Annotated in this window: 17 protein-coding genes and 1 tRNA gene; 13 read left to right on the top strand and 5 right to left on the bottom strand. The window is 51.9% G+C overall.

Annotation, left to right across the window (positions count from 1 at the left end):
• The first annotated feature begins 33 nt into the window (after nt 1-33).
• A tRNA-Trp gene (locus tag HMPREF3119_RS18275) sits at nt 34-109 on the top strand.
• 187 nt (nt 110-296) lie between these two features.
• Here HMPREF3119_RS18275 and hdfR read toward each other — a convergent pair.
• Nucleotides 297-1109, bottom strand: coding sequence for an HTH-type transcriptional regulator HdfR (gene hdfR, locus HMPREF3119_RS18270; RefSeq protein WP_070580494.1), 813 nt, complete (start codon nt 1107-1109; stop codon nt 297-299).
• A gap of 118 nt (nt 1110-1227) precedes the next feature.
• Between hdfR and HMPREF3119_RS18265 the strand changes: the two genes are divergently transcribed.
• Nucleotides 1228-1566, top strand: coding sequence for a MaoP family protein (locus HMPREF3119_RS18265; RefSeq protein WP_004234373.1), 339 nt, complete (start codon nt 1228-1230; stop codon nt 1564-1566).
• A gap of 50 nt (nt 1567-1616) precedes the next feature.
• On the opposite strand, the gene HMPREF3119_RS18260 is transcribed toward HMPREF3119_RS18265, so the two are convergent.
• Nucleotides 1617-3149, bottom strand: coding sequence for a YifB family Mg chelatase-like AAA ATPase (locus tag HMPREF3119_RS18260; protein WP_032099281.1), 1533 nt, complete (start codon nt 3147-3149; stop codon nt 1617-1619).
• A gap of 489 nt (nt 3150-3638) precedes the next feature.
• Here HMPREF3119_RS18260 and ilvL point away from each other — a divergent pair, with 489 nt between their 5' ends.
• The 6 genes from ilvL to ilvA all read left to right on the top strand — a co-directional run bounded on the left by ilvL (nt 3639) and on the right by ilvA (nt 10193).
• Nucleotides 3639-3737 carry an ilv operon leader peptide gene (gene ilvL / locus HMPREF3119_RS18990; protein WP_079549161.1) on the top strand — a complete coding sequence of 33 codons (99 nt, stop codon included), beginning with the start codon at nt 3639-3641 and terminating at the stop codon, nt 3735-3737.
• Nucleotides 3738-3846: 109 nt separating this feature from the next.
• Entirely contained in the window at nt 3847-5493 is a 1647-nt protein-coding gene (ilvG, locus tag HMPREF3119_RS18255; RefSeq protein ID WP_070580492.1) for an acetolactate synthase 2 catalytic subunit, read from the top strand.
• Nucleotides 5490-5768 (top strand): acetolactate synthase 2 small subunit, encoded by a 279-nt coding sequence (ilvM, locus tag HMPREF3119_RS18250; RefSeq protein WP_004234381.1) that lies wholly within the window; start codon nt 5490-5492, stop codon nt 5766-5768. The genes ilvG and ilvM overlap by 4 nt, the downstream gene beginning before the upstream one ends.
• Nucleotides 5769-5780: 12 nt before the next feature.
• The gene (locus HMPREF3119_RS18245; RefSeq protein ID WP_004234382.1) at nt 5781-6707 is read left to right on the top strand and encodes a branched-chain amino acid transaminase; all 927 of its coding nucleotides are present in this window, start codon (nt 5781-5783) and stop codon (nt 6705-6707) included.
• A gap of 64 nt (nt 6708-6771) precedes the next feature.
• Nucleotides 6772-8622 (top strand): dihydroxy-acid dehydratase, encoded by a 1851-nt coding sequence (ilvD, locus tag HMPREF3119_RS18240; protein ID WP_070580491.1) that lies wholly within the window; start codon nt 6772-6774, stop codon nt 8620-8622.
• A gap of 2 nt (nt 8623-8624) precedes the next feature.
• Nucleotides 8625-10193, top strand: coding sequence for a threonine ammonia-lyase, biosynthetic (gene ilvA, locus HMPREF3119_RS18235; protein WP_032099209.1), 1569 nt, complete (start codon nt 8625-8627; stop codon nt 10191-10193).
• Here ilvA and ilvY read toward each other — a convergent pair.
• Nucleotides 10170-11066 carry an HTH-type transcriptional activator IlvY gene (ilvY, locus tag HMPREF3119_RS18230; RefSeq protein ID WP_032099210.1) on the bottom strand — a complete coding sequence of 299 codons (897 nt, stop codon included), beginning with the start codon at nt 11064-11066 and terminating at the stop codon, nt 10170-10172. The genes ilvA and ilvY overlap by 24 nt on opposite strands.
• Nucleotides 11067-11259: 193 nt before the next feature.
• On the opposite strand from ilvY, the gene ilvC reads away from it, so the two are divergent.
• Nucleotides 11260-12735: a ketol-acid reductoisomerase gene (gene ilvC / locus HMPREF3119_RS18225; protein WP_004241304.1), complete on the top strand. Its 1476-nt coding sequence runs from the start codon at nt 11260-11262 to the stop codon at nt 12733-12735.
• 144 nt (nt 12736-12879) lie between these two features.
• Nucleotides 12880-14910 (top strand): DNA helicase Rep, encoded by a 2031-nt coding sequence (rep, locus tag HMPREF3119_RS18220; protein WP_070580489.1) that lies wholly within the window; start codon nt 12880-12882, stop codon nt 14908-14910.
• A gap of 124 nt (nt 14911-15034) precedes the next feature.
• Here rep and gppA read toward each other — a convergent pair whose 3' ends face one another.
• Together gppA and rhlB are read right to left on the bottom strand one after the other, a co-directional pair.
• Complete coding sequence (gene gppA, locus HMPREF3119_RS18215; RefSeq protein WP_004234389.1) at nt 15035-16543, bottom strand: guanosine-5'-triphosphate,3'-diphosphate diphosphatase; 1509 nt, start codon at nt 16541-16543, stop codon at nt 15035-15037.
• 8 nt (nt 16544-16551) lie between these two features.
• Entirely contained in the window at nt 16552-17847 is a 1296-nt protein-coding gene (gene rhlB, locus HMPREF3119_RS18210) for an ATP-dependent RNA helicase RhlB (protein WP_004241310.1), read from the bottom strand.
• A 119-nt stretch (nt 17848-17966) separates the two neighbouring features.
• On the opposite strand from rhlB, the gene trxA reads away from it, so the two are divergent.
• The 3 genes from trxA to wecA all read left to right on the top strand — a co-directional run bounded on the left by trxA (nt 17967) and on the right by wecA (nt 21300).
• The gene (gene trxA, locus HMPREF3119_RS18205; RefSeq protein WP_004241312.1) at nt 17967-18293 is read left to right on the top strand and encodes a thioredoxin TrxA; all 327 of its coding nucleotides are present in this window, start codon (nt 17967-17969) and stop codon (nt 18291-18293) included.
• Nucleotides 18294-18765: 472 nt separating this feature from the next.
• Nucleotides 18766-20025 (top strand): transcription termination factor Rho, encoded by a 1260-nt coding sequence (gene rho, locus HMPREF3119_RS18200; protein WP_004234397.1) that lies wholly within the window; start codon nt 18766-18768, stop codon nt 20023-20025.
• A 198-nt stretch (nt 20026-20223) separates the two neighbouring features.
• Nucleotides 20224-21300 carry a UDP-N-acetylglucosamine--undecaprenyl-phosphate N-acetylglucosaminephosphotransferase gene (gene wecA, locus HMPREF3119_RS18195; RefSeq protein WP_004234399.1) on the top strand — a complete coding sequence of 359 codons (1077 nt, stop codon included), beginning with the start codon at nt 20224-20226 and terminating at the stop codon, nt 21298-21300.
• Nucleotides 21301-21326: the final 26 nt, after the last annotated feature.

Raw genomic sequence — 21326 nt, 5'->3', positions numbered from 1 at the left:
CGGGTTCGAGTCCCGTCCGTTCCGCCAACATTTAGGGGCGTAGTTCAATTGGTAGAGCACCGGTCTCCAAAACCGGGTGTTGGGAGTTCGAGCCTCTCCGCCCCTGCCATTTACTTGATAAGTAATAACTAAAGATCTTTATTTATTAATAGCCCGGTTCGTTATGAACTGGGTTTTTTATTATCTGAATTTATGTATCGTATCCTGCCGAATTTCCTTTCTTTTTTGCAACCACTTCTTTCAATGCAACAGTTACTTACCGCACTATCTATCTTTAAAATCATCAGTAACCGGCGTTATACCGGTATTGCGATTAATTGGCCGATAAGTCCCTGCTGATCACTGTTCTGTAGCCAGACAGCGTACAGAGGCTTTGTAATCAGGTCATTATCCACGGGGTTCAGTTCGGGATATATTTTTTTCCAGTGTGCCGGTAAATAAGTGACAGATGATGTCACTGACAGTAATTGTTTTGCCTGAAAAGCAGACGATGTTGTCAGAACCGGAGACTGGCAGCGGGTGAAAACAGCCTCATCATGCTGCTGAAAATCTGCACTCCATTCCAGGCGGATAAGGCCCGGAGGATTTTCTGCCGACAGCGGTTGTATGCTGAACAGCTGAAGTGTGATTTCTCCGACAATCTCACTTTTCAGTTCATCCATTTTTGGTTGTTCAGTAGAGATCAGTAAATCCAGCTCCCGTGCATGTAATTGTTTTACCAGAGACTGGCGGGATGCGATTCTGGTCTCCAGGCGCAGATCTGCATGTGATTGGTAGATCTGTCCGAGCCAGGGGGTCAGACAAGCATCCCACAATGATGCAGTCGCTCCGATGGAAAGCGGGTTGTGTACAGAGGCATGATTAATTTCCTGTTTTGCCAGTTGCCAGGTATTGATCAGCGCTTCGGCATAAGGTACTAACCGCTCGCCGGCGGCTGTCAGGCGGATATTATTCCGGTGGCGGGTAAAAAGATTTGCCCCGAGATTTGTCTCTAACTGCCTGATCCTAAAGCTGACTGCAGATTGTGTAAGGTATAAGGATTCAGCCGCACGCCCGAAGTGACGGGTTTTACTGACCTCCAGAAAGGTTTTCAGTAATTCTGTATCCACTGGTATCTCCAAAAATTTTTGTCGTTATGATTTAAATATTTTGTTTTACAGAATCCTAATGCTATCTAATACTCCGCGCCATAAAGAGTATGTCAGTAGAGAATTAGGAGTGTGTCAGATGGCAGAAAGCTTTATCACGACTAATCGTTTTTTTGATAATAAACATTATCCTCGTGGTTTTTCACGCCATGGTCATTTCACCATAAAAGAAGCTCAGTTACTTGAGCGCCATGGTTTTGCTTTCAACGAACTGGATATGGGTAAACGCGCCCCCCAGACGGACGAAGAAAAACAGTTTGTTTCTGTATGCCGTGGTGAGCGTATGCCGGAAACAGCAGAAGAAAAAGTGTGGATTAAGTATCTGGAGCGTATTCGCAAACCAAAACGCTTCCACACGCTGTCCGGTGGTAAACCTCAGATCGATCCGTCGGAAGACTATACCGACACAGATGATTAATATCATCAGAAATAATAAGTTAAAAGGGGCATTCGTGCCCCTTTCTTTTTTTAAGAGACCGCCTGCTGCAGTTTATGGATTAATCTGTCCATTACCCGGTAACTGAGTGCTTCCAGTATATCTTTTCGTGATACCTGTCCTCCTTCATCCCGCAGATCGGCAATAGTTCTGCTGACGCGCAGTATACGGTGCCATGCCCGCACAGACAGATTAAGTTGCGTCAGTGCATCCTCAAGAAAACGGGCATCCTGTGCTGATAGTGCACACACCTCCTCTGTTTCTTTGCCTGACAGTCCCGCATTCAGTTTTCCCTGCCCGTTACGGCGGTATTGTTGTTGTCGTGCGGACTGTACCCGTGCTTTTATCTGCTCATGAACCGGCAGATCTTTTTCTGTCCGGCTCAATGTTCCTGGTGGCAGCATCGGTACTTCAATTGATAAATCAAACCGGTCCAGAAACGGTCCGGAGATGCGGGAAAGATAACGCAGAAGCTGCTGAGGGCCGCTGCGGTTATGTATGCCCTGATAGTGGCCTGTCGGGCTGGGATTCATCGCAGCAATAAGCTGTATACGGGCAGGAAAACACACTTTTGCTTTAGCTCTGGAAATAATGATTTCTCCGGATTCAAGCGGTTCACGCAGAGAATCCAGTGATTTACGGGAGAATTCAGGGAGTTCATCAAGAAAAAGGATGCCGTGATGTGCCAGCGATATTTCTCCCGGCAGCGGAATACTGCCGCCACCGGTGAGTGCCGCAGAGGATGCGGTATGATGTGGTGCCCTGAACGGACGCTGGGGCCATTTATTTTGTTCTGATGAGGTTTGGGTCAGGCTCCGGATTATCGCCACGTCAAGAGCTTCCTGCGCGGTTAACGGCGGGAGCAGAGTTCCCAGCCGGCTGGCCAGCATGGTTTTTCCGGTACCGGGCGGGCCGAGCAGGAGCAAATTGTGCCCGCCGGCTGCACTTATTTCCAGAACCCGTTTGGCGTGTTTCTGGCCGGTAATATCATCAATACTTGTACCGTTATCATTTTCTGTTTTTCCCGCCAGGTGGCTGTTTTCATTCAGTTCCTGCTGCTGATGAAAAAAAGCAGCAACCTGCAGTAAATTATCCGCCATCAGCGCCGAACCGGCAGGCAGAATACATAATTCATCATTATGCTGTTTTGATACCACAGCCTGCCTTCCTGACTGACGGGCAGCCAGCACTGCCGGTAATATTCCGCGGCAGAACCGGAGTTCTCCCGAAAGACCTAATTCCCCCGAAAACTCATAATTTTCTGCTAATTTTGCGTCTATTTGCTCAGAAGCTGAGAGTATGGCAACAGCGATAGGCAAGTCATATCGCCCGCCTTCTTTGGGCAAATCCGCCGGGGCAAGATTGATAGTGACCCGCTTTGCCGGAAATTCAAATCCGCTGTTGATCAGGGCACTGCGGACCCTGTCTCTCGACTCTTTGACAGCGGTTTCCGGTAATCCCACCAGTGTTAATCCGGGCAGTCCGGCGCTGATATGTGCCTCAACGGTGACCAGCGGTGCTTCTGTCCCGATCATGGCACGGGTATAAACAATAGCAAATGACATCAGGTCATCCTGCAGTTACATAAACGAATTATCATGATGGTGATTTTTTCCATCATTTCGCAGCAAAATTCCGTTTTTTACGATGTATATCGACAGATTTTATGTATGTTGCATAAAAGTGATTTCTGTTCTGCGTGTTGCATGGAAAAACCGGGCGGCGGGGAATTAATTTCCGGGTTTCAGAATAAAAAATCTGCCACGCTTTCCATTGTGCTCCCGGGAATAGTGTTCAGAGGAAAAGTAAGTTGTACCGGAGAATGCCCCGTTTTTTCGGTGTTGTTCCGGAAGTGACGATTTTGGCAGAGGAGGATACCGCCGGATAAAAAAATAGTAGTGAAACATATCGTTAATAATGGCAGTGCACTGAATTTTATGGATTTTTATTCTTGTTGTTAAAAAAAAGACAAATAGCCGTTGTCAGGAATTCGATAACATGATAACTCTAAAATAAAGAGACCAACTGAATACGGCAGACAGAAGAATTTATCCATGAATAAGATTGTCCGAGTGATTAGCCTAATTATCGTGAGCGTGGTGGTGATTATTATCCCACCGTGCGGGGCTGCACTCGGATACGAAAATGGCTGATACGAGCCAGGATCTCACGAGAACCCCGCACCGAAAGGCGCGGGGTTTTTTTTAACCTTAAAATTATGATTTTTCACTGAAAAGAAAACGGCGGACTAAGGAGTCACACATGAACGGGGCACAGTGGTTAGTGCAGGCACTACGAACACAGAGCGTTGACACTGTGTTCGGCTACCCGGGCGGGGCGATCATGCCGGTCTATGACGCGCTGTACGACGGCGGCGTGGAGCATGTGCTCTGCCGTCATGAACAGGGGGCGGTTATGGCGGCAATCGGCTATGCACGGGCAGGACAGAGAACGGGTGTATGTATCGCAACATCAGGGCCGGGGGCAACAAATCTTATCACCGGGCTGGCGGATGCACTGCTTGATTCAGTACCGGTTGTTGCCATCACCGGACAAGTAGGTTCATCACTGATTGGTACGGATGCCTTTCAGGAGATCGATGTGCTGGGGCTGTCTTTGTCATGCACAAAACACAGCTTCCTGGTTGAATCAATTACTGATTTGCCGCGAATTATTACCGAGGCTTTCGCGATTGCTGCAGGCGGGCGTCCGGGGCCGGTACTCATTGATATCCCGAAAGACATTCAATTACAGATTAGTGAATTTACCCCGTATTTTCTGCCGGTAAATAATGCAGAACCTCTGTCGCAGACGGCTCTCTCCCGTGCCCGGCAACTGATGCGGGAAAGCCGGAAGCCGGTGCTGTATGCCGGTGGTGGTGTCGGCATGTCAGGTGCCGTTGCACAGCTGCGGGCGTTTCTGGATGAAACCGGGATGCCGGCGGTGAGTACCCTGAAAGGACTGGGGGCGGTCTCTCCGGATTATCCGTATTACCTCGGTATGCTCGGGATGCACGGGGCAAAAGCAGCGAACCTTGCGGTTCAGGAGGCGGATCTGCTGATTGCGGTCGGAGCCCGTTTTGATGATCGGGTAACCGGCAAGCTGAACGCATTTGCCCCGCATGCAAAGGTGATCCATGTGGATATCGATCCGGCCGAGCTGGATAAATTACGGCAGACACATGTTTCTCTTGCCTGTGATGCGAAACAGGCTCTGCCGCTGCTGTCACAGCCGCTGTCATTCCCCGCCTGGCAGCATCACGTGAAGAAACTGAAAGCAGAGCACGCGCCTGATTATTCACATGCCGGTGACAGTATTTATGCACCGCTGCTGTTATCTCAGGTATCTGCGGCCAAACCGGCAGATTGTGTGGTGACAACGGATGTCGGGCAGCACCAGATGTGGACGGCACAGCATATGACCTTTGACGGCCCGGAGAATTTTCTGACATCCGGTGGTCTGGGGACGATGGGGTTTGGTTTACCGGCAGCGATCGGGGCACAGATTGCCCGCCCGGAAGCAACCGTGCTGTGTGTTTCCGGTGATGGCTCTTTCATGATGAATGTGCAGGAACTGACCACTATCAAACGCAAACGTCTGCCGGTCAAAATCCTGCTGCTGGATAATCAGCGTCTCGGTATGGTGCGTCAGTGGCAGGAACTGTTTTTTGATAAGCGTTACAGCGAGACGGTACTGGATGACAATCCTGATTTTGTTGCCCTGGCGCGCTCGTTTGATATCCCGGGACAGCTGGTGACTGAAAAATCAGCGCTGCCGTCCGCGATTAATACCCTGTTACACCATCAGGGCCCGTATTTATTACATGTCGCCATCCGTGAAGAAGATAACGTCTGGCCATTAGTACCGCCGGGAGCGGGTAACGAACATATGTTGGAGAGCTCATTATGATGCAGCATCAGTTAGCAATTCAGGCACGTTCATGCCCGGAAATCCTGGAACGGGTTCTGCGTGTTGTGCGCCACCGCGGATTTAACGTCTGTGCCATGAAAATGGATCTGGCGAAAGGTTCCGAAGGTGATAATGTAAACATTGAGTTAACAGTTTCAAGCCTGCGGCCGCCGGCCCTGCTCTGTACACAGTTAGTTAAGCTGGCGGATGTGGCGGATGTCGAAGTTCTCACAAAAAATACACAAAATTATCAACATATTAGCTGTGCAGTATAAAGGAAAATTACAATGACAAAAAAAGCTGATTTTATTTGGTTCAATGATGAGATGGTTCCGTGGGCAGAAGCAAAAGTGCATGTTATGTGTCATGCCATGCACTACGGGACATCTGTTTTTGAAGGGATCCGCTGTTATGAGTCTCATAAGGGCCCTGTCGTTTTCCGTCATCGCGAACATATGCAGCGCCTGCATGACTCCGCCAAAATATATCGTATGCCGGTAGAATATTCAGTTGATGAATTAATGGAAGCCTGCCGCGCCACGCTGCGCAAAAATAATTTATCCAGTGGTTATATCCGTCCGCTGGTCTTTATCGGTGATGTCGGTATGGGTGTTAACCCGCCGCAGGGCTATAAAACCGATGTCATCATCGCGGCATTCCCGTGGGGTGCTTACCTGGGTGAGGAAGCGCTGGATGCAGGGATTGACGCGATGGTGTCATCCTGGAACCGCGCAGCCCCTAACACCATTCCGACAGCGGCCAAAGCAGGCGGTAACTACCTGTCCTCGTTACTGGTCGGCAGTGAAGCCCGCCGTCACGGTTATCAGGAAGGGATTGCGCTGGATGTGAACGGTTATATCTCTGAAGGGGCGGGTGAAAACCTGTTTGAAGTGAAAAATAACATTATCTTCACTCCGCCATTTACCTCTTCCGCACTGCCGGGTATTACCCGTGATGCGATTCTGACCCTGGCAAAAGAGCTGGGTTATGAAATCCGTGAGCAGACGCTATCCCGCGAATCACTCTATCTGGCGGATGAAGTCTTTATGACCGGTACTGCGGCGGAAGTTACGCCGGTACGCAGTGTTGACGGTATTCAGGTGGGTATCGGCCGCTGCGGACCGGTTACCAAAGAGATCCAGCAGGCATTCTTTGGCCTGTTCACCGGGAAAACAGAAGACAAATGGGGCTGGTTAGATCCGGTAAATCCATAATAACGAAACAGATTTGCAGGCGGGTCGTTCCCCCGCCTGATTTTTGCAAACACGGGAGATTACAATGCCTCAGTACCGTTCGGCGACAACAACGCATGGCCGCAATATGGCGGGTGCGCGCGCATTATGGCGTGCGACAGGAATGACAGATGCCGATTTCGGCAAACCGATTATCGCGGTTGTTAACTCATTCACACAATTTGTTCCGGGTCATGTTCACCTGCGGGATCTGGGTAAACTGGTGGCAGAGGAAATTGAGGCCGCCGGTGGCGTGGCCAAAGAATTCAATACCATTGCTGTGGATGACGGGATCGCCATGGGGCACGGCGGGATGCTTTATTCTCTGCCGTCACGCGAACTCATTGCCGATTCTGTGGAATACATGGTGAATGCACACTGTGCGGATGCCATGGTTTGTATCTCCAACTGCGACAAAATTACTCCGGGAATGCTGATGGCCTCACTGCGCCTGAATATCCCGGTTATTTTTGTATCCGGTGGCCCGATGGAAGCCGGTAAAACCAAACTGTCTGATCAGATAATCAAGCTGGATCTGGTGGATGCCATGATCCAGGGTGCAAATCCTGATGTTTCCGATGCGGACAGTGAACAAATCGAACGATCGGCCTGCCCGACCTGCGGCTCCTGCTCCGGTATGTTTACCGCGAACTCGATGAACTGCCTGACCGAAGCGCTGGGCTTATCTCAGCCGGGGAACGGCTCGCTGCTGGCAACTCATGCTGACCGCAAAAATCTGTTCCTTAATGCCGGACGCCGGATTGTGGAAATCACCAAAAAATATTACGAGCAGGATGATATCCGTTTTCTGCCGCGCAATATCGCCACTAAAGCGGCATTTGAGAATGCGATGATCCTGGATATTGCCATGGGCGGTTCAACCAACACGGTTCTGCATCTGCTGGCGGCGGCACAGGAAGGGGAAGTTGATTTCACAATGGCGGATATTGATCGTCTCTCCCGTGCGGTGCCGCATTTATGCAAAGTTGCGCCAAGCACGCAGAAATACCATATGGAAGATGTACATCGCGCCGGCGGGGTAATCGGTATTCTGGGCGAGCTGGATCGCGCCGGTTTACTGCACCGGGAGGTCAGTAACGTGCTGGGAATGACCCTGCCGGAGTTACTGGCGGCGTATGATATTACACTGACAAAAGATGATGCGGTGAAACGGATGTATTCCGCCGGGCCTGCAGGGATCCGTACAACAAAAGCATTCTCACAGGATTGCCGCTGGCCGTCCCTGGATGACGACCGTGAAAACGGCTGTATCCGCAGCAAAACCCATGCCTACAGCCAGGATGGCGGGCTGGCGGTACTGTCCGGCAATATTGCCGAAGATGGCTGTATTGTGAAAACTGCCGGGGTGGACGAGGGCAGCTTAACCTTTACCGGACCGGCAAAAGTGTATGAAAGTCAGGATGATGCAGTAAAAGCGATTCTTGGCGGAGACGTTGTTGCCGGGGATGTGGTGGTGATCCGCTACGAAGGGCCGAAAGGCGGGCCGGGTATGCAGGAGATGCTGTATCCGACCACCTACCTGAAATCAATGGGTCTGGGAAAAAGTTGTGCACTTATTACTGACGGACGTTTCTCCGGCGGCACTTCCGGGTTATCCATCGGCCACGTTTCGCCGGAAGCGGCCAACGGCGGGCTGATCGGGCTGGTTCAGACCGGGGACACTATCGCCATTGATATTCCGTCACGGCAGATTTCACCGAAAGTGGATGAGCAAACTCTGGCAGCCCGCCGCACAGCGGAAGAGGCACGAGGTGAAAAAGCCTGGTCACCGCAGAACCGTGAACGTCAGGTCTCTTTTGCGTTGCGTGCATATGCACTGCTGGCGACCAGTGCTGATAAAGGCGCGGTACGGGATAAAAGTAAACTCGGGGGTTAGGGATGACCGCAAAACAACCATTGTCTGCTCAGCCGTCAGCGGCTGAGTATGTGAGAGCGGCCTTCAGTGCCTCCGTTTATGATGTCGCTCAGGTCACGCCGCTGCAACTGATGCCGAAGCTGTCGGCACGGCTCGGCAATACCATTTCAGTGAAGCGGGAAGACAGGCAGCCCGTGCACAGTTTTAAGCTGCGCGGCGCGTATGCCATGATTGCGGAGCTGACAGAAGAACAGAAACGGCGGGGCGTAGTGACGGCATCAGCCGGAAACCATGCTCAGGGCGTGGCGTTATCTGCCGGGAAAACCGGGGTGAAAGCCCTGATTGTGATGCCGGTGGCGACTGCAGATATCAAAGTGGATGCGGTTCGCGGGTTCGGCGGCGAAGTGGTTCTCCACGGCGCGAATTTTGATGAAGCAAAAGCACATGCACTTGAGCTGGCCGCATCCCTCGGGATGACGTTTATTCCGCCGTTCGATCACCCGTCAGTGATCGCCGGTCAGGCCACTATCGCTCTTGAACTGTTACAGCAGAATGCTCGGCTCGACAGAGTCTTTGTACCGGTCGGCGGTGGCGGACTGGCCGCCGGGGTGGCGGTGTTTATTAAACACCTGATGCCGGACATTAAAGTGATTGGTGTCGAGGCAGAAGAGGCGGCTTGTCTGAAAGCCGCACTGGATGCCGGACATCCGGTCGAGTTACCGAAAGTCGGGCTGTTTGCCGAAGGTGTGGCAGTCAAACGGATTGGTGATGAGACCTTCCGTCTATGTCAGCAGTATCTGGATGATGTGATTATGGTGGACAGTGACGCCATCTGCGCAGCTATGAAAGATCTGTTTGATGATGTGCGGGCAGTGGCGGAGCCTTCCGGGGCACTGGCGCTGGCGGGGATGAAAAAATACATTCAGCAGCACAATATTCAGGGGGAAAATCTGGCACATGTGCTCTCCGGTGCCAATGTGAATTTCCATGTGCTCCGTTATGTGTCAGAGCGGTGCGAGCTGGGAGAACAGCGTGAAGGCGTGTTCGCGGTGACGATCCCGGAAGAGAAAGGCAGTTTCCTGCGGTTTTGTCAGGCGCTCGGCCCGCGTGTGGTGACCGAGTTTAACTATCGTTACAGCGGTTCAGATGAAGCTTCAGTATTTGTCAGTGTCCGTGCCGATGAGGGCCCGGGCGCACGGAAAACCATTCTGGACGGTCTTTCCGCCGCCGGGTTCAGTGCGACAGATTTGTCGGATGACGAAATGGCGAAACTGCATGTCCGCTATATGGTGGGTGGCCGCCCGTCAGCACCGTTGCAGGAGCGGCTGTTCAGTTTTGAATTCCCGGAAGCACCCGGCGCACTGCTGAAATTCCTGGAAACACTTGGTACACACTGGAATATCACCCTGTTCCATTACCGCAGTCACGGCACGGATTATGGCCGCGTACTGGCAGCTTTTGAAATACAGGAAGGGGATGTGCAGTTTGAGCAGCATCTGAATGCTCTCGGCTACGACTTCCGCGATGAAACCGGCAATGCTGCATTTGCCCGTTTCCTGGCCCCGCAGTTATCCGGGGTGGCGCGGCAGTAGTTGCCAGAAGGCTCTGATCAGCGGCTCATGCAGCCGCTTGTTCAGTGTGCAGACGCCCAGCTCAAACGGCGCAACCATCGAAATATTATCGAGTTGCAGGATCCGGCTGCGGATTGCGTCCGGGCTATTCTCCACCACCACATTCGGGATCAGCGCGATACCGCAGCCTAGTGCCACCATCGATACAATCGCTTCATGGCCGGACACCGTGGCATAAATCTGCGGATCCTGAATCCGGTGTGTTTTAAACCATAAATCAATCCGTTTACGTGACGGGCCATGCTCCGGAATGATAAACGGAATATTTTCCCAGTCGGGCACCGGCTGTACCGCCTGTTGTCTGACCGGGCATGGTAGTGCGGGCGCTATCAGTGACAGCGGGATTTCGCCTATCTGGTGAAAGCGGACATTATCCGGCAGTTTTTCCGGTTTTCCGGCGATACCGAGATCCGCGTCCTGTGACTGCACTTTTTCCACTGCATCCGCCGCGTCCCCGGTGGTCAGCTTGATTTCCACCTGCGGATGTTCTGCCCGGAACTGGTCGAGGATCTGCGGCAGATGGCTGTATGCGGCAGTGACGGAACAAAACAGACGTAATTCCCCGGTCAGTGACGGGCTCTGATGATTAAGCGCATGTTGCAGCTGCTGGTATTGCAGCACTGTTTCCTGCGCAAATTTTTTCAGCTGTTCACCGGCGGCTGTCAGCTGAACAGTGCGGTTATCCCGCAGAAACAGCGGATGCCCGAGAGATTCTTCCAGCCGCTGGATCTGCCGTGAGAGTGTCGACGGGCTGATATACATGGCGGCCGCGGTTTTGCCGAAATGGCAGCTCTCCGCAAGATGTAAAAACAGTCTGAGTTCCCGGATATCCATCACAACCTCTCAGGGGATTACGTTTTAGTCATTATGTTGCATAAATTGCATCGCTATCTTGTGAATATATCAATTTAAGCAATGAAAATCATGACATATAGTCAATATAAATAAAGGGTATATCACCCCGGTAAATAACGAAATCAGTGCTGCGAAGACAGCAATCTGAGCAAACACAATACACGGAGTCACCATGGCGAATTATTTTAATACACTGAATTTGCGCCAGCAGCTGGCGCAGTTAGGCAAATGCCGGTTTATGGCACGCGAAGAATTTGCGGACGAGGCTGGGTATCTCAAAGGCAAAAAAGTGGTGATTGTCGGCTGTGGTGCACAGGGGCTGAACCAGGGACTGAACATGCGCGATTCCGGGCTGGATATCGCCTATGCACTGCGTCAGGAAGCGATCGATGAGAAGCGCACCTCATGGCGCCGCGCCACCGAAAACGGTTTTACCGTCGGCACGTATGAAGAACTGATCCCGCAGGCTGACCTGGTGGTTAACCTGACACCTGACAAACAGCATTCTGCGGTGGTTAAGGCGGTTCAGCCGCTGATGAAATCCGGCGCAGCGCTGGGTTACTCACACGGCTTCAATATTGTTGAAGTCGGCGAAACCATCCGCCCTGATATCACGGTTGTGATGGTGGCACCGAAATGCCCGGGTACAGAAGTGCGTGAAGAGTACAAGCGTGGCTTTGGTGTTCCGACACTGATTGCAGTCCATCCGGAAAATGATGCCAAAGGTGAAGGTCTGGCGATTGCCAAAGCCTGGGCTGCGGCAACCGGCGGTCACCGTGCGGGTGTTCTGGAATCATCCTTTGTTGCAGAAGTTAAATCTGACCTGATGGGCGAGCAGACTATCCTCTGCGGTATGCTGCAGGCCGGTTCTCTGCTCTGTTATGACAAAATGGTTGCTGACGGCGCGGATCCTGCGTATGCAGGTAAGCTGATCCAGTACGGCTGGGAAACCATTACAGAAGCGCTGAAACAGGGCGGAATCACACTGATGATGGACAGATTGTCCAACCCGGCAAAAGTCCGTGCTTATCAGCTGTCTGAAACCCTGAAAGCACAGATGAAGACTCTGTTTGAAAAACATATGGATGACATCATTTCCGGCCATTTCTCCTCAACGATGATGGCGGACTGGGCGAATGATGATAAAAATCTGCTGACCTGGCGTGAAGAGACCGGCAAGACGGCATTTGAAAACTATCCGGATTCTGAGCAGAAAATCAGTGAGCAGGAATATTTTGACCACGGTGTTGTCATGGTCGCAATGGTGAAAGCCGGTGTTGAGCTGGCATTTGAAACCATGATTGACGCGGGGATCATTGCGGAATCTGCCTATTATGAATCACTGCATGAACTGCCGCTGATTGCCAACACCATTGCCCGTAAGCGTCTGTATGAAATGAACGTGGTTATCTCCGATACCGCAGAATACGGCAATTACCTGTTCTCCTTTGCAGCAGTGCCGTTACTGAAAGACTTTATGGCATCACTGCAGCCGGGTGATCTGGGTAAATCCGGCGCGGACCACGGTACGGATAACGCGCAGCTGCGTGATATCAATGAAGCAATTCGTCAGCATCCGATTGAAACTGTGGGTAAAACCCTGCGCGGCTATATGACGGATATGAAACGTATCGCGGTCGGCGGCTGATAACAAAATTGTTTAATGATGAAATGAGACGGCACCTTCGGGTGCCGTTTTCCGTTTTAATGAGCGGCGTCCGGTTACACTTCTGCTGTACCTTTCTGCTACAATTCCCTCCTGTTCCAGTATTGAGTCGAGTTAACAGCGCGTATGAAATTAAATCCCGGTCAGCAGCAGGCCGTTGAGTATGTTCAGGGCCCGTGCCTTGTGCTTGCGGGTGCCGGTTCCGGCAAAACCCGTGTGATCACCAATAAAATTGCCCATTTGATCCGCAATACCGGCTATCAGCCACGTCAGATCGCGGCGGTGACCTTTACCAACAAAGCCGCGCGGGAAATGAAAGAGCGTGTTGCACAAACCCTGGGGCGCAAAGAGGTCAAAGGGCTGATGATTTCCACATTCCATACCTTGGGGCTGGAGATTATCAAGCGGGAATATAAAGCGCTGGGGATGAAAAGTAATTTCTCCCTGTTCGACGATCAGGATCAGCTCGCGCTGCTTAAAGAGCTGACGTTTGATCATCTGGAAGAAGATAAAGAGTTACTGCAACAACTGGTCAGTCAGATCTCGAACTGGAAGAACGCCCTGCTGACACCGGAACAGGCAAAAGGGCTGGCGCGATCAGAGCGCGAACATACGTTTGCGGAGTGTTACCGCCGTTATGAACTGCATCTGAACAGCTGTAATGTGCTTGATTTTGATGACCTTATCACCAAACCGACACTGCTGTTTGCCCGTGACGAACAGGCACGGGAGCGCTGGCAGCAGCGTATCCGTTATCTGCTGGTGGATGAGTATCAGGATACCAACACCAGTCAGTATCAGCTGGTGAAATTGCTGGTCGGTAAACGCGCGTATTTTACGGTCGTGGGTGATGATGATCAGTCAATTTATTCATGGCGCGGCGCACAGCCGAAAAACCTGGTGCAGCTGAGCAAAGATTTTCCGGAGTTGCAGGTGATCAAGCTGGAGCAGAATTACCGCTCGTCCGGCTGTATTCTGAATGCAGCGAATATCCTGATCGCTAATAACCCGCATGTGTTTGAAAAACAGCTTTTTTCAAATCTCGGTTATGGTGATCCGATGAAAGTGATCACCGCGAATAATGAAGATCATGAAGCAGAGCGGGTGGTCGGGGAGCTGATCGCCCATCACTTTATCAATAAGACCGATTATAAAGATTACGCGATCTTATACCGCGGCAACCATCAGTCGCGGATCTTTGAAAAAATGCTGATGCAAAACCGGATCCCGTACCGGATCTCCGGCGGAACCTCTTTCTTTTCCCGTCCGGAAATTAAGGATTTGCTGGCGTATCTGCGTGTGCTGACCAATCCGGAAGATGACAGTGCTTTCTTGCGCATCGTGAACACGCCGCGCCGGGGAATAGGACCGGCCACTATTCAGAAACTGGGTGAGTGGGCGAATACGCGGGATAAAAGCTTGTATCAGGCCAGTTTTGACCTCGGACTGGGGCAGACACTTTCCGGTCAGGGGCTGGCGGCGCTGACGAATTTCACCGGCTGGCTGGCGGAGGTGGAAAAATTGGTTGAGCGCGAGCCGCTGATCGCGGTGCGGGATTTACTGCACGGCCTGGATTATCAGAGCTGGCTCTTCGAAACGTCGGCCAGCCCGAAAGCCGCTGAGATGCGGATGAAAAACGTCGATCAGCTGTTCAGCTGGATGGCTGAAATGCTGGAAGGGGATGATCTCAACGAGCCGATGACGCTGGCTCAGGTGGTTACCCGCTTTACGCTGCGCGACATGATGGAGCGCGGCGAGGAAGCAGAGGAGTTGGATCAGGTGCAGCTGATGACGCTGCATGCCTCCAAGGGGCTGGAATTTCCGTATGTTTTCCTGGTGGGCATGGAAGAGGGGATTTTGCCGCATCAGTCCAGTATCGATGAGGATAACGTGGATGAAGAGCGGCGTCTGGCCTATGTGGGGATAACCCGCGCTCAGAAATCCCTCTTTTTTACCCTGTGCCGTGAGCGCCGCCAGTATGGTGAGCTGATCCGCCCCGAACCGAGCCGGTTTCTCTATGAACTGCCGCAGGATGATCTGCACTGGGATGACGGCAAAAAAGTGGTGAAAACCGCCGAAGAGAAACAACAGGCCGGGCTGCGCGGTGTGGCCGGGCTGAAGGCGATGCTGGCTAAGAAAAAGGAAGAAAACGGATGAGGGAATCACTCAGAGCAGAAACGATGATCCGGAATGACTGACGGAAGCCGGATCACGTTGAAAAGGCTCATAAAATTAAAGCCCTGATAGTGTCCGGAAACGGATAATCAGGGCTTATTATTTATCAGCCGAGAGTGGACGGCTTCTGTTCTTCCAGCATCAGTGACCACTGCACATAACTCTGCCACTGAATTTCCTGCTGTAATGCTTCCGCGCGCAGCGGATGCAATTGCTGCCAGCCGACCGGCAGTGTGATAATCAGCCCTTCCGCAGACGCCCGGATGCGCAGTGACGGCAGCGTGTCATCACGGCGGCGGCTGGCAAAAATAATCGCCAGACGCAGCAGACGACACAGGCAACCGGCTTCACGCGGTGTCAGCGCATTTTGCTGATTGAGAGAATGGATATCCAGCGGGCCGCTCTGATTGCGCAACAGCACCGCTAACAGGCGGCGTTGTGCCGGTGTGAAACCGGGTAAATCCAGATTACTGACCAGATAACCGGCATGTTCCGGGCCTTTGCGGAAATCAACACTCAGCCCGATTTCATGGATCAGAGAGGCGCTGCTGAGCAGTTCACGGCAGCGGATATCCAGCTGCCAGGCGGTCGCCACCTGCTGAAAAAAGTGATCCGCTAACTGACGGACACGTTTACCCTGGTCGGCATCTATCTGAAAACGCTTCTGAATATTTTTCAGTGTCCGGGTGCGGATGTCCTGCTCTACCGGCAATTCCAGCATGCCGTAGACCAGCCCTTCACGCAGTGCACCCCCGGCGAGTGTCATGCCGTCAATGCCGAGCGTTTCAAAAATCGCGATAAGAATGGCCAGCCCGCTCGGGAATACCAGTGCCCGTTCCAGCGTCAGCCCTTCAATCTCCAGCTCTTCCAGTTTGCCGCACTCAATCGCTTTGCGTTTGAGCTGCTGCAGTTTCGGCAGGGTGATTTGTTCATCCATGCCCTGAGCAATCATGATTTCCTGAAGTGCCTGAACGGTGCCGGATGCGCCGACACACACCTGCCAGCCCTGCTCCAGAAGTGCGGGAGCGACCGGGGCGATAATATCGCGGGCAGCCTGTTCGGCACCGGCGAAATTCTCTGTGGTCAGGGAACGATCGGTAAAATAGCGCTCCAGCCAGGTGACGCAGCCCATTTCCAGGCTGAAGAGGGCGGTGGTCCGGGTGCCGCTGCCGGTCACCAGTTCGGTACTGCCGCCGCCGATATCGACCACCAGGCGTTTGTCTGACCCGCCGGTGGTGTGGGCAACGCCCTGATAAATCAGACGTGCTTCTTCCTCACCCCGGATAACTGTGACCGGATGACCGAGGATCTCCGCTGCTGTTTCCAGAAATTCACCGGCATTTCTGGCCAGGCGCAGGGTGGCTGTCGCCACCACGCGGATCTGGGAGTCCGGGATATCCTGCAGATGTTCGGAAAACAGACGCAGACACTGCCAGCCGCGGGCCATGGCTGCCGGAGACAGGATATTCTCTTTATCCAGACCGGCCGCCAGACGAACCTTGCGTTTTATCCGTGACAGTACCTGAATACTGCCCGCAATCTCCCGTACCACCAGCATATGAAAGCTGTTGGAACCCAGATCGATGGCAGCATAAAGCGAGGACGATCTCAGCATGGCAGCCTTCAGCGTTTGGTGCGGTTATTGTTATGACGCGGCCCGTTGCTGCTGCGGCGCGGCATATTACGGCGGTTCTGACCACCCCCGGTGCGCGGCGGACGACGGCGGCGCTTCGGCACCGGCAGATCAGTCAGCAGTGCATCGCTGTTGTATTTACTGACCGGAATCGGATGGCCGGTATATTCTTCAATCGCAGGCAGGTTCAGTGCGTACTCTTCACAGGCCAGGCTGATGGAGTGACCACTTTCCCCGGCACGCCCGGTACGGCCGATACGGTGAACGTAATCTTCACAGTCATCCGGCAGATCATAGTTAAAGACGTGAGTTACTGACGGGATATGCAGACCACGGGCCGCAACATCCGTTGCCACCAGAATATCCAGATTACCGAGAGTGAAATCCTCGAGAATACGCAGACGTTTTTTCTGCGCCACATCGCCGGTCAGCAGGCCGACACGGTGGCCGTCAGCCGCCAGGTGCGCCCAGATATCTTCACAGCGGTGTTTGGTATTAGCGAAAATAATGCAGCGATCCGGCCACTCTTCTTCCAGAAGTGTCTGGAGAAGGCGCATTTTTTCTTCGTTGGACGGATAGAATAACTCTTCTTTGATCCGGTGACCGGTACGCTGTTCCGGTTCAATTTCAATGTATTCCGGGTTGTTCATCTGCTCAAATGCGAGCTCACGGACGCGGTAGGAAAGTGTCGCGGAGAACAGCAGGTTCATACGCTCGGCACATGGCGGCATATGGCGGAACAGCCAGCGGATATCTTTGATAAAGCCGAGATCGTACATACGGTCAGCTTCATCGAGAACGACAACCTGAATGGCGCTCAGGTCGAGACGGCCCTGTTTGGCGAAGTCGATTAAGCGCCCGGTGGTGCCGATAATCACATCGACGCCTTCATCCAGCACTTTGATTTGTTTGTCGTAGCCGTCACCGCCGTAAGCCAGGCCGGTTTTCAGCCCGGTAAGCTGAGACAGTGGTTCGGCGTCGGAATGGATCTGAACCGCGAGTTCGCGGGTCGGGGCCATAATCAGCGCACGCGGCTGATTGATTTTGCGGCCTTCCGGTGCCGGATGGGTAAGTAAATGATGAAACGTTGACGTCAGAAATGCCAGCGTCTTCCCTGTTCCTGTTTGTGCCTGTCCTGCAACATCCCGGCCGTTGATCGTCAGGGGAAGTGTCAGCGCCTGAATAGGCGTGCAGTTATAAAAGCCCTTAGAATCAAGCGCTTCTACCACTTTAGTATGCAAGGCGAAGTCAGAAAACTTCTTGTCTGTTAAATGTGTTTTGCTCATATTTAGGTAGAATATCAGTTTAATGTTGCGTTACGGAAGTCTATTCGCTGAAATAGGTAAATCCTATCATTAAATAATGGTAGACTAACCGGGTATCGTACAAATTTTGGAGTGGAACAATGAGCGATAAAATTATTCACCTGACTGATTCCGTTTTCGAACAAAGCGTATTAAAAGCAAACGGCCCTGTGCTCGTTGATTTTTGGGCAGCCTGGTGTGGCCCGTGTAAAATGATTGCCCCTATTCTAGACGAAATCGCCGACGAATATGCAGGGAAAATCACTATCGCAAAACTGAACATCGATGATAACCCGCAGACAGCGCCGCAATACGGCATCCGCGGTATCCCGACATTACTGCTGTTCAAAGACGGCGTGGTGAAGGCAACGCAGGTTGGTGCGGTATCCAAAACCCAGCTGAAAACCTTTATCGATAACAATATCTGATAGCCGGTTTCAGCATATGTCGTTAAGATGTCCTGCGGGAACGTGAATTAATCCTTGTTCACCCGCTGGACGTCTTCTCTGAAGCATGATAAGTTAGCGCCAGCTGATCAGGTATCGCTGAAGCTCCTCAGACAGCATAGCATACTGACAACTCTGTAGTGTCTGAAAGTCTGTTATCTCCGGATACATCAAGGTATCCGATATCCCGGTCCCGGTGTCCGGTTATCCCTCGGAGATAAATCTAATTTGCGGGAATGTCACCCAATTTGTTCTCCCAAATAGGATGTGCATCACATCTTGCCCTGTGCCGGGTGTTCACAGTCAGCCTTGCAGACGATTACCTGGAAATGCAAAAATATTCGTATTAACAGTGAAAATCGGTTTTGTAAAAAATTAACCTGGTAACGATAACGTTACCGTATTATTCACGTTCATAATTCGAGATACACCCCGAGTCAAAGAACCCACCATTATGAATCTTACCGAATTAAAGAATACGCCGGTATCAGAGCTGATTACTCTTGGCGAAAATATGGGGCTGGAAAACCTGGCCCGCATGAGAAAACAGGACATCATCTTCTCTATCCTCAAGCAGCACGCGAAGAGCGGCGAGGATATTTTCGGTGACGGTGTGCTGGAAATATTGCAGGACGGCTTTGGTTTCCTCCGCTCTGCTGACAGTTCATACCTCGCAGGTCCTGATGATATCTACGTTTCTCCCAGCCAAATCCGCCGTTTTAACCTCCGTACCGGTGATACCATTTCAGGTAAAATCCGTCCGCCGAAAGAAGGTGAGCGCTATTTTGCCCTGCTGAAAGTTAACGAAGTTAACTTTGACAAACCTGAAAACGCCCGCAGTAAAATCCTGTTTGAAAACTTAACTCCACTGCACGCAAACCGTCGTCTGCGTATGGAGCGCGGTAATGGTTCAACAGAAGATTTAACCGCCCGTGTTCTTGATCTGGCTGCTCCTATCGGCCGTGGTCAGCGTGGTCTGATTGTGGCACCGCCGAAAGCCGGTAAAACCATGCTGCTGCAGAATATCGCGGCCAATATCGCACATAACTACCCTGACTGTGTGCTGATGGTTCTGCTGATTGACGAACGTCCGGAAGAAGTGACCGAGATGCAGCGTCTGGTCAAAGGTGAAGTTATCGCATCCACCTTTGATGAACCAGCTGCGCGTCACGTTCAGGTCGCGGAAATGGTTATCGAGAAAGCTAAACGCCTGGTTGAGCATAAAAAAGATGTCATCATCCTGCTCGACTCCATTACCCGTCTGGCCCGTGCCTATAACACCGTGGTTCCGTCCTCCGGTAAAGTACTGACCGGTGGTGTGGATGCTAACGCCCTGCATCGTCCTAAGCGTTTCTTCGGTGCTGCGCGTAACGTGGAAGAGGGCGGAAGCCTGACTATCATCGCAACGGCGCTGGTTGATACCGGGTCGAAGATGGATGAAGTTATCTACGAAGAGTTTAAAGGTACAGGTAACATGGAATTACACCTGTCCCGTAAGATTGCAGAAAAACGTGTCTTCCCGGCGATTGATTACAACCGTTCCGGTACACGTAAAGAAGAGCTGCTGACCACTCAGGACGAACTGCAGAAAATGTGGATCCTGCGCAAAATTATCCATCCGATGGGTGAGATTGATGCGATGGAGTTCCTGATTAACAAACTCGCGATGACGAAGACCAACGAAGAGTTCTTCGACTTCATGAAACGCTCGTAGCTTTTTGACGACACTTTATAACTAACGCCGCATGCATTGTGGCGTTTTTTTTTACCGATTATGTCAGAAACCCCTGTGCGGCAAGGCATGGTATGTTTCTTGCATATATTATTTTGCCCGGTAATGGCAGGTTCTGCACGGTGATATCGGCCGGCAGGGATAATAAAAATATCAGAAAGGGTTGTTGTGAATCTCACTATGTTAACTGAACTCCTAATCATATTTGTGTTCGCCACAGCGACGGTCTTTGTTGCCCGTAAGGCTGGCGTCGCTGTCGGTTTGGTGGATAAACCCAATTACCGCAAAAAGCATCAGGGACTGGTCCCGCTGGTCGGCGGAATATCGATTTTTATCAGTGTCTGCTTTGCTTTCCTCATCAGTGATGAGTTTATTGCGCATAAATTTATTTATCTCGGGTGCGCCGGTGCACTGGTGCTGGTCGGGGCGCTCGATGACCGGTTTGACCTCAGTGTGAAACTGCGGGCCGGTGTTCAGGCAGTGGTTGCTATCATTATGATGGTGTTTGCCAACCTGAAAATCGACAGCCTGGGGCATGCATTCGGGCCGTGGGAACTGACACTCGGGCCGTTCAGCTATGTGCTGACACTGTTTGCGGTATGGGGCGCGGTGAATGCGTTCAATATGGTGGATGGTATCGACGGGCTGCTCGGCGGGCTTTCCTGTGTCTCTTTCGGCGCATTGGGGATCCTGTTTGCCCTGAGCGGTAACAGTGGCCTGGCATTCTGGTGCTTTACCTTTATCGCTGCCATTCTGCCGTATATCTGCTTTAACCTCGGACTGTTCGGCCGCCGCTTTAAAGTGTTTATGGGGGATGCGGGCAGTACGCTGATCGGGTTCACCATTATCTGGCTGCTGACATCGGCCTCACAGGGCGGAGAGCCGCATGCAATTAATGCAGTGACCGCACTGTGGATTATCGCCATTCCGCTGATGGACATGGTAGCGATTATGTACCGCCGCCTGCGCAAAGGGATGAGCCCGTTTTCACCGGATCGCCAGCATATTCATCATCTGATTATGCGTTCCGGGTTTACGTCCCGTGAATCCTTTGTGGTGATAACCCTTGCTGCGGCAGTATTAGCGGCTATCGGTATTGCCGGACAGGTACTCAGCTTTGTCCCTGAGTGGGTGATGCTGGCACTGTTCTTGCTTGCTTTTATTATGTACGGCTACTGCATAAAACGCGCCTGGAAAGTTGCCCGTTTTATCAAACGTCACAGACGCCGCGTGCGTCGCAAATCGGTCACACACTAAATTTTTAACCACAGAGGCACATGTTG

The sequence above is a fragment of the Morganella sp. HMSC11D09 genome, from assembly GCF_001807955.1.
GTDB lineage: Bacteria > Pseudomonadota > Gammaproteobacteria > Enterobacterales > Enterobacteriaceae > Morganella > Morganella morganii.
This window is presented reverse-complemented; position numbering and strand designations above follow the sequence as displayed.

Excerpts from the sequence above, each read along its gene's own strand:
- HMPREF3119_RS18245 (WP_004234382.1), top strand. The coding sequence starts at position 5,781 with ATGACAAAAAAAGCTGATTTTATTTGGTTCAATGATGAGATGGTTCCG.
- rho (WP_004234397.1), top strand. The coding sequence starts at position 18,766 with ATGAATCTTACCGAATTAAAGAATACGCCGGTATCAGAGCTGATTACT.
- ilvD (WP_070580491.1), top strand. The coding sequence starts at position 6,772 with ATGCCTCAGTACCGTTCGGCGACAACAACGCATGGCCGCAATATGGCG.
- HMPREF3119_RS18260 (WP_032099281.1), bottom strand. The coding sequence starts at position 3,149 with ATGTCATTTGCTATTGTTTATACCCGTGCCATGATCGGGACAGAAGCA.
- ilvC (WP_004241304.1), top strand. The coding sequence starts at position 11,260 with ATGGCGAATTATTTTAATACACTGAATTTGCGCCAGCAGCTGGCGCAG.
- trxA (WP_004241312.1), top strand. The coding sequence starts at position 17,967 with ATGAGCGATAAAATTATTCACCTGACTGATTCCGTTTTCGAACAAAGC.
- HMPREF3119_RS18265 (WP_004234373.1), top strand. The coding sequence starts at position 1,228 with ATGGCAGAAAGCTTTATCACGACTAATCGTTTTTTTGATAATAAACAT.
- ilvM (WP_004234381.1), top strand. The coding sequence starts at position 5,490 with ATGATGCAGCATCAGTTAGCAATTCAGGCACGTTCATGCCCGGAAATC.
- ilvL (WP_079549161.1), top strand. The coding sequence starts at position 3,639 with ATGAATAAGATTGTCCGAGTGATTAGCCTAATTATCGTGAGCGTGGTG.
- wecA (WP_004234399.1), top strand. The coding sequence starts at position 20,224 with ATGTTAACTGAACTCCTAATCATATTTGTGTTCGCCACAGCGACGGTC.
- ilvY (WP_032099210.1), bottom strand. The coding sequence starts at position 11,066 with ATGGATATCCGGGAACTCAGACTGTTTTTACATCTTGCGGAGAGCTGC.
- ilvG (WP_070580492.1), top strand. The coding sequence starts at position 3,847 with ATGAACGGGGCACAGTGGTTAGTGCAGGCACTACGAACACAGAGCGTT.
- gppA (WP_004234389.1), bottom strand. The coding sequence starts at position 16,543 with ATGCTGAGATCGTCCTCGCTTTATGCTGCCATCGATCTGGGTTCCAAC.
- rep (WP_070580489.1), top strand. The coding sequence starts at position 12,880 with ATGAAATTAAATCCCGGTCAGCAGCAGGCCGTTGAGTATGTTCAGGGC.
- rhlB (WP_004241310.1), bottom strand. The coding sequence starts at position 17,847 with ATGAGCAAAACACATTTAACAGACAAGAAGTTTTCTGACTTCGCCTTG.
- ilvA (WP_032099209.1), top strand. The coding sequence starts at position 8,625 with ATGACCGCAAAACAACCATTGTCTGCTCAGCCGTCAGCGGCTGAGTAT.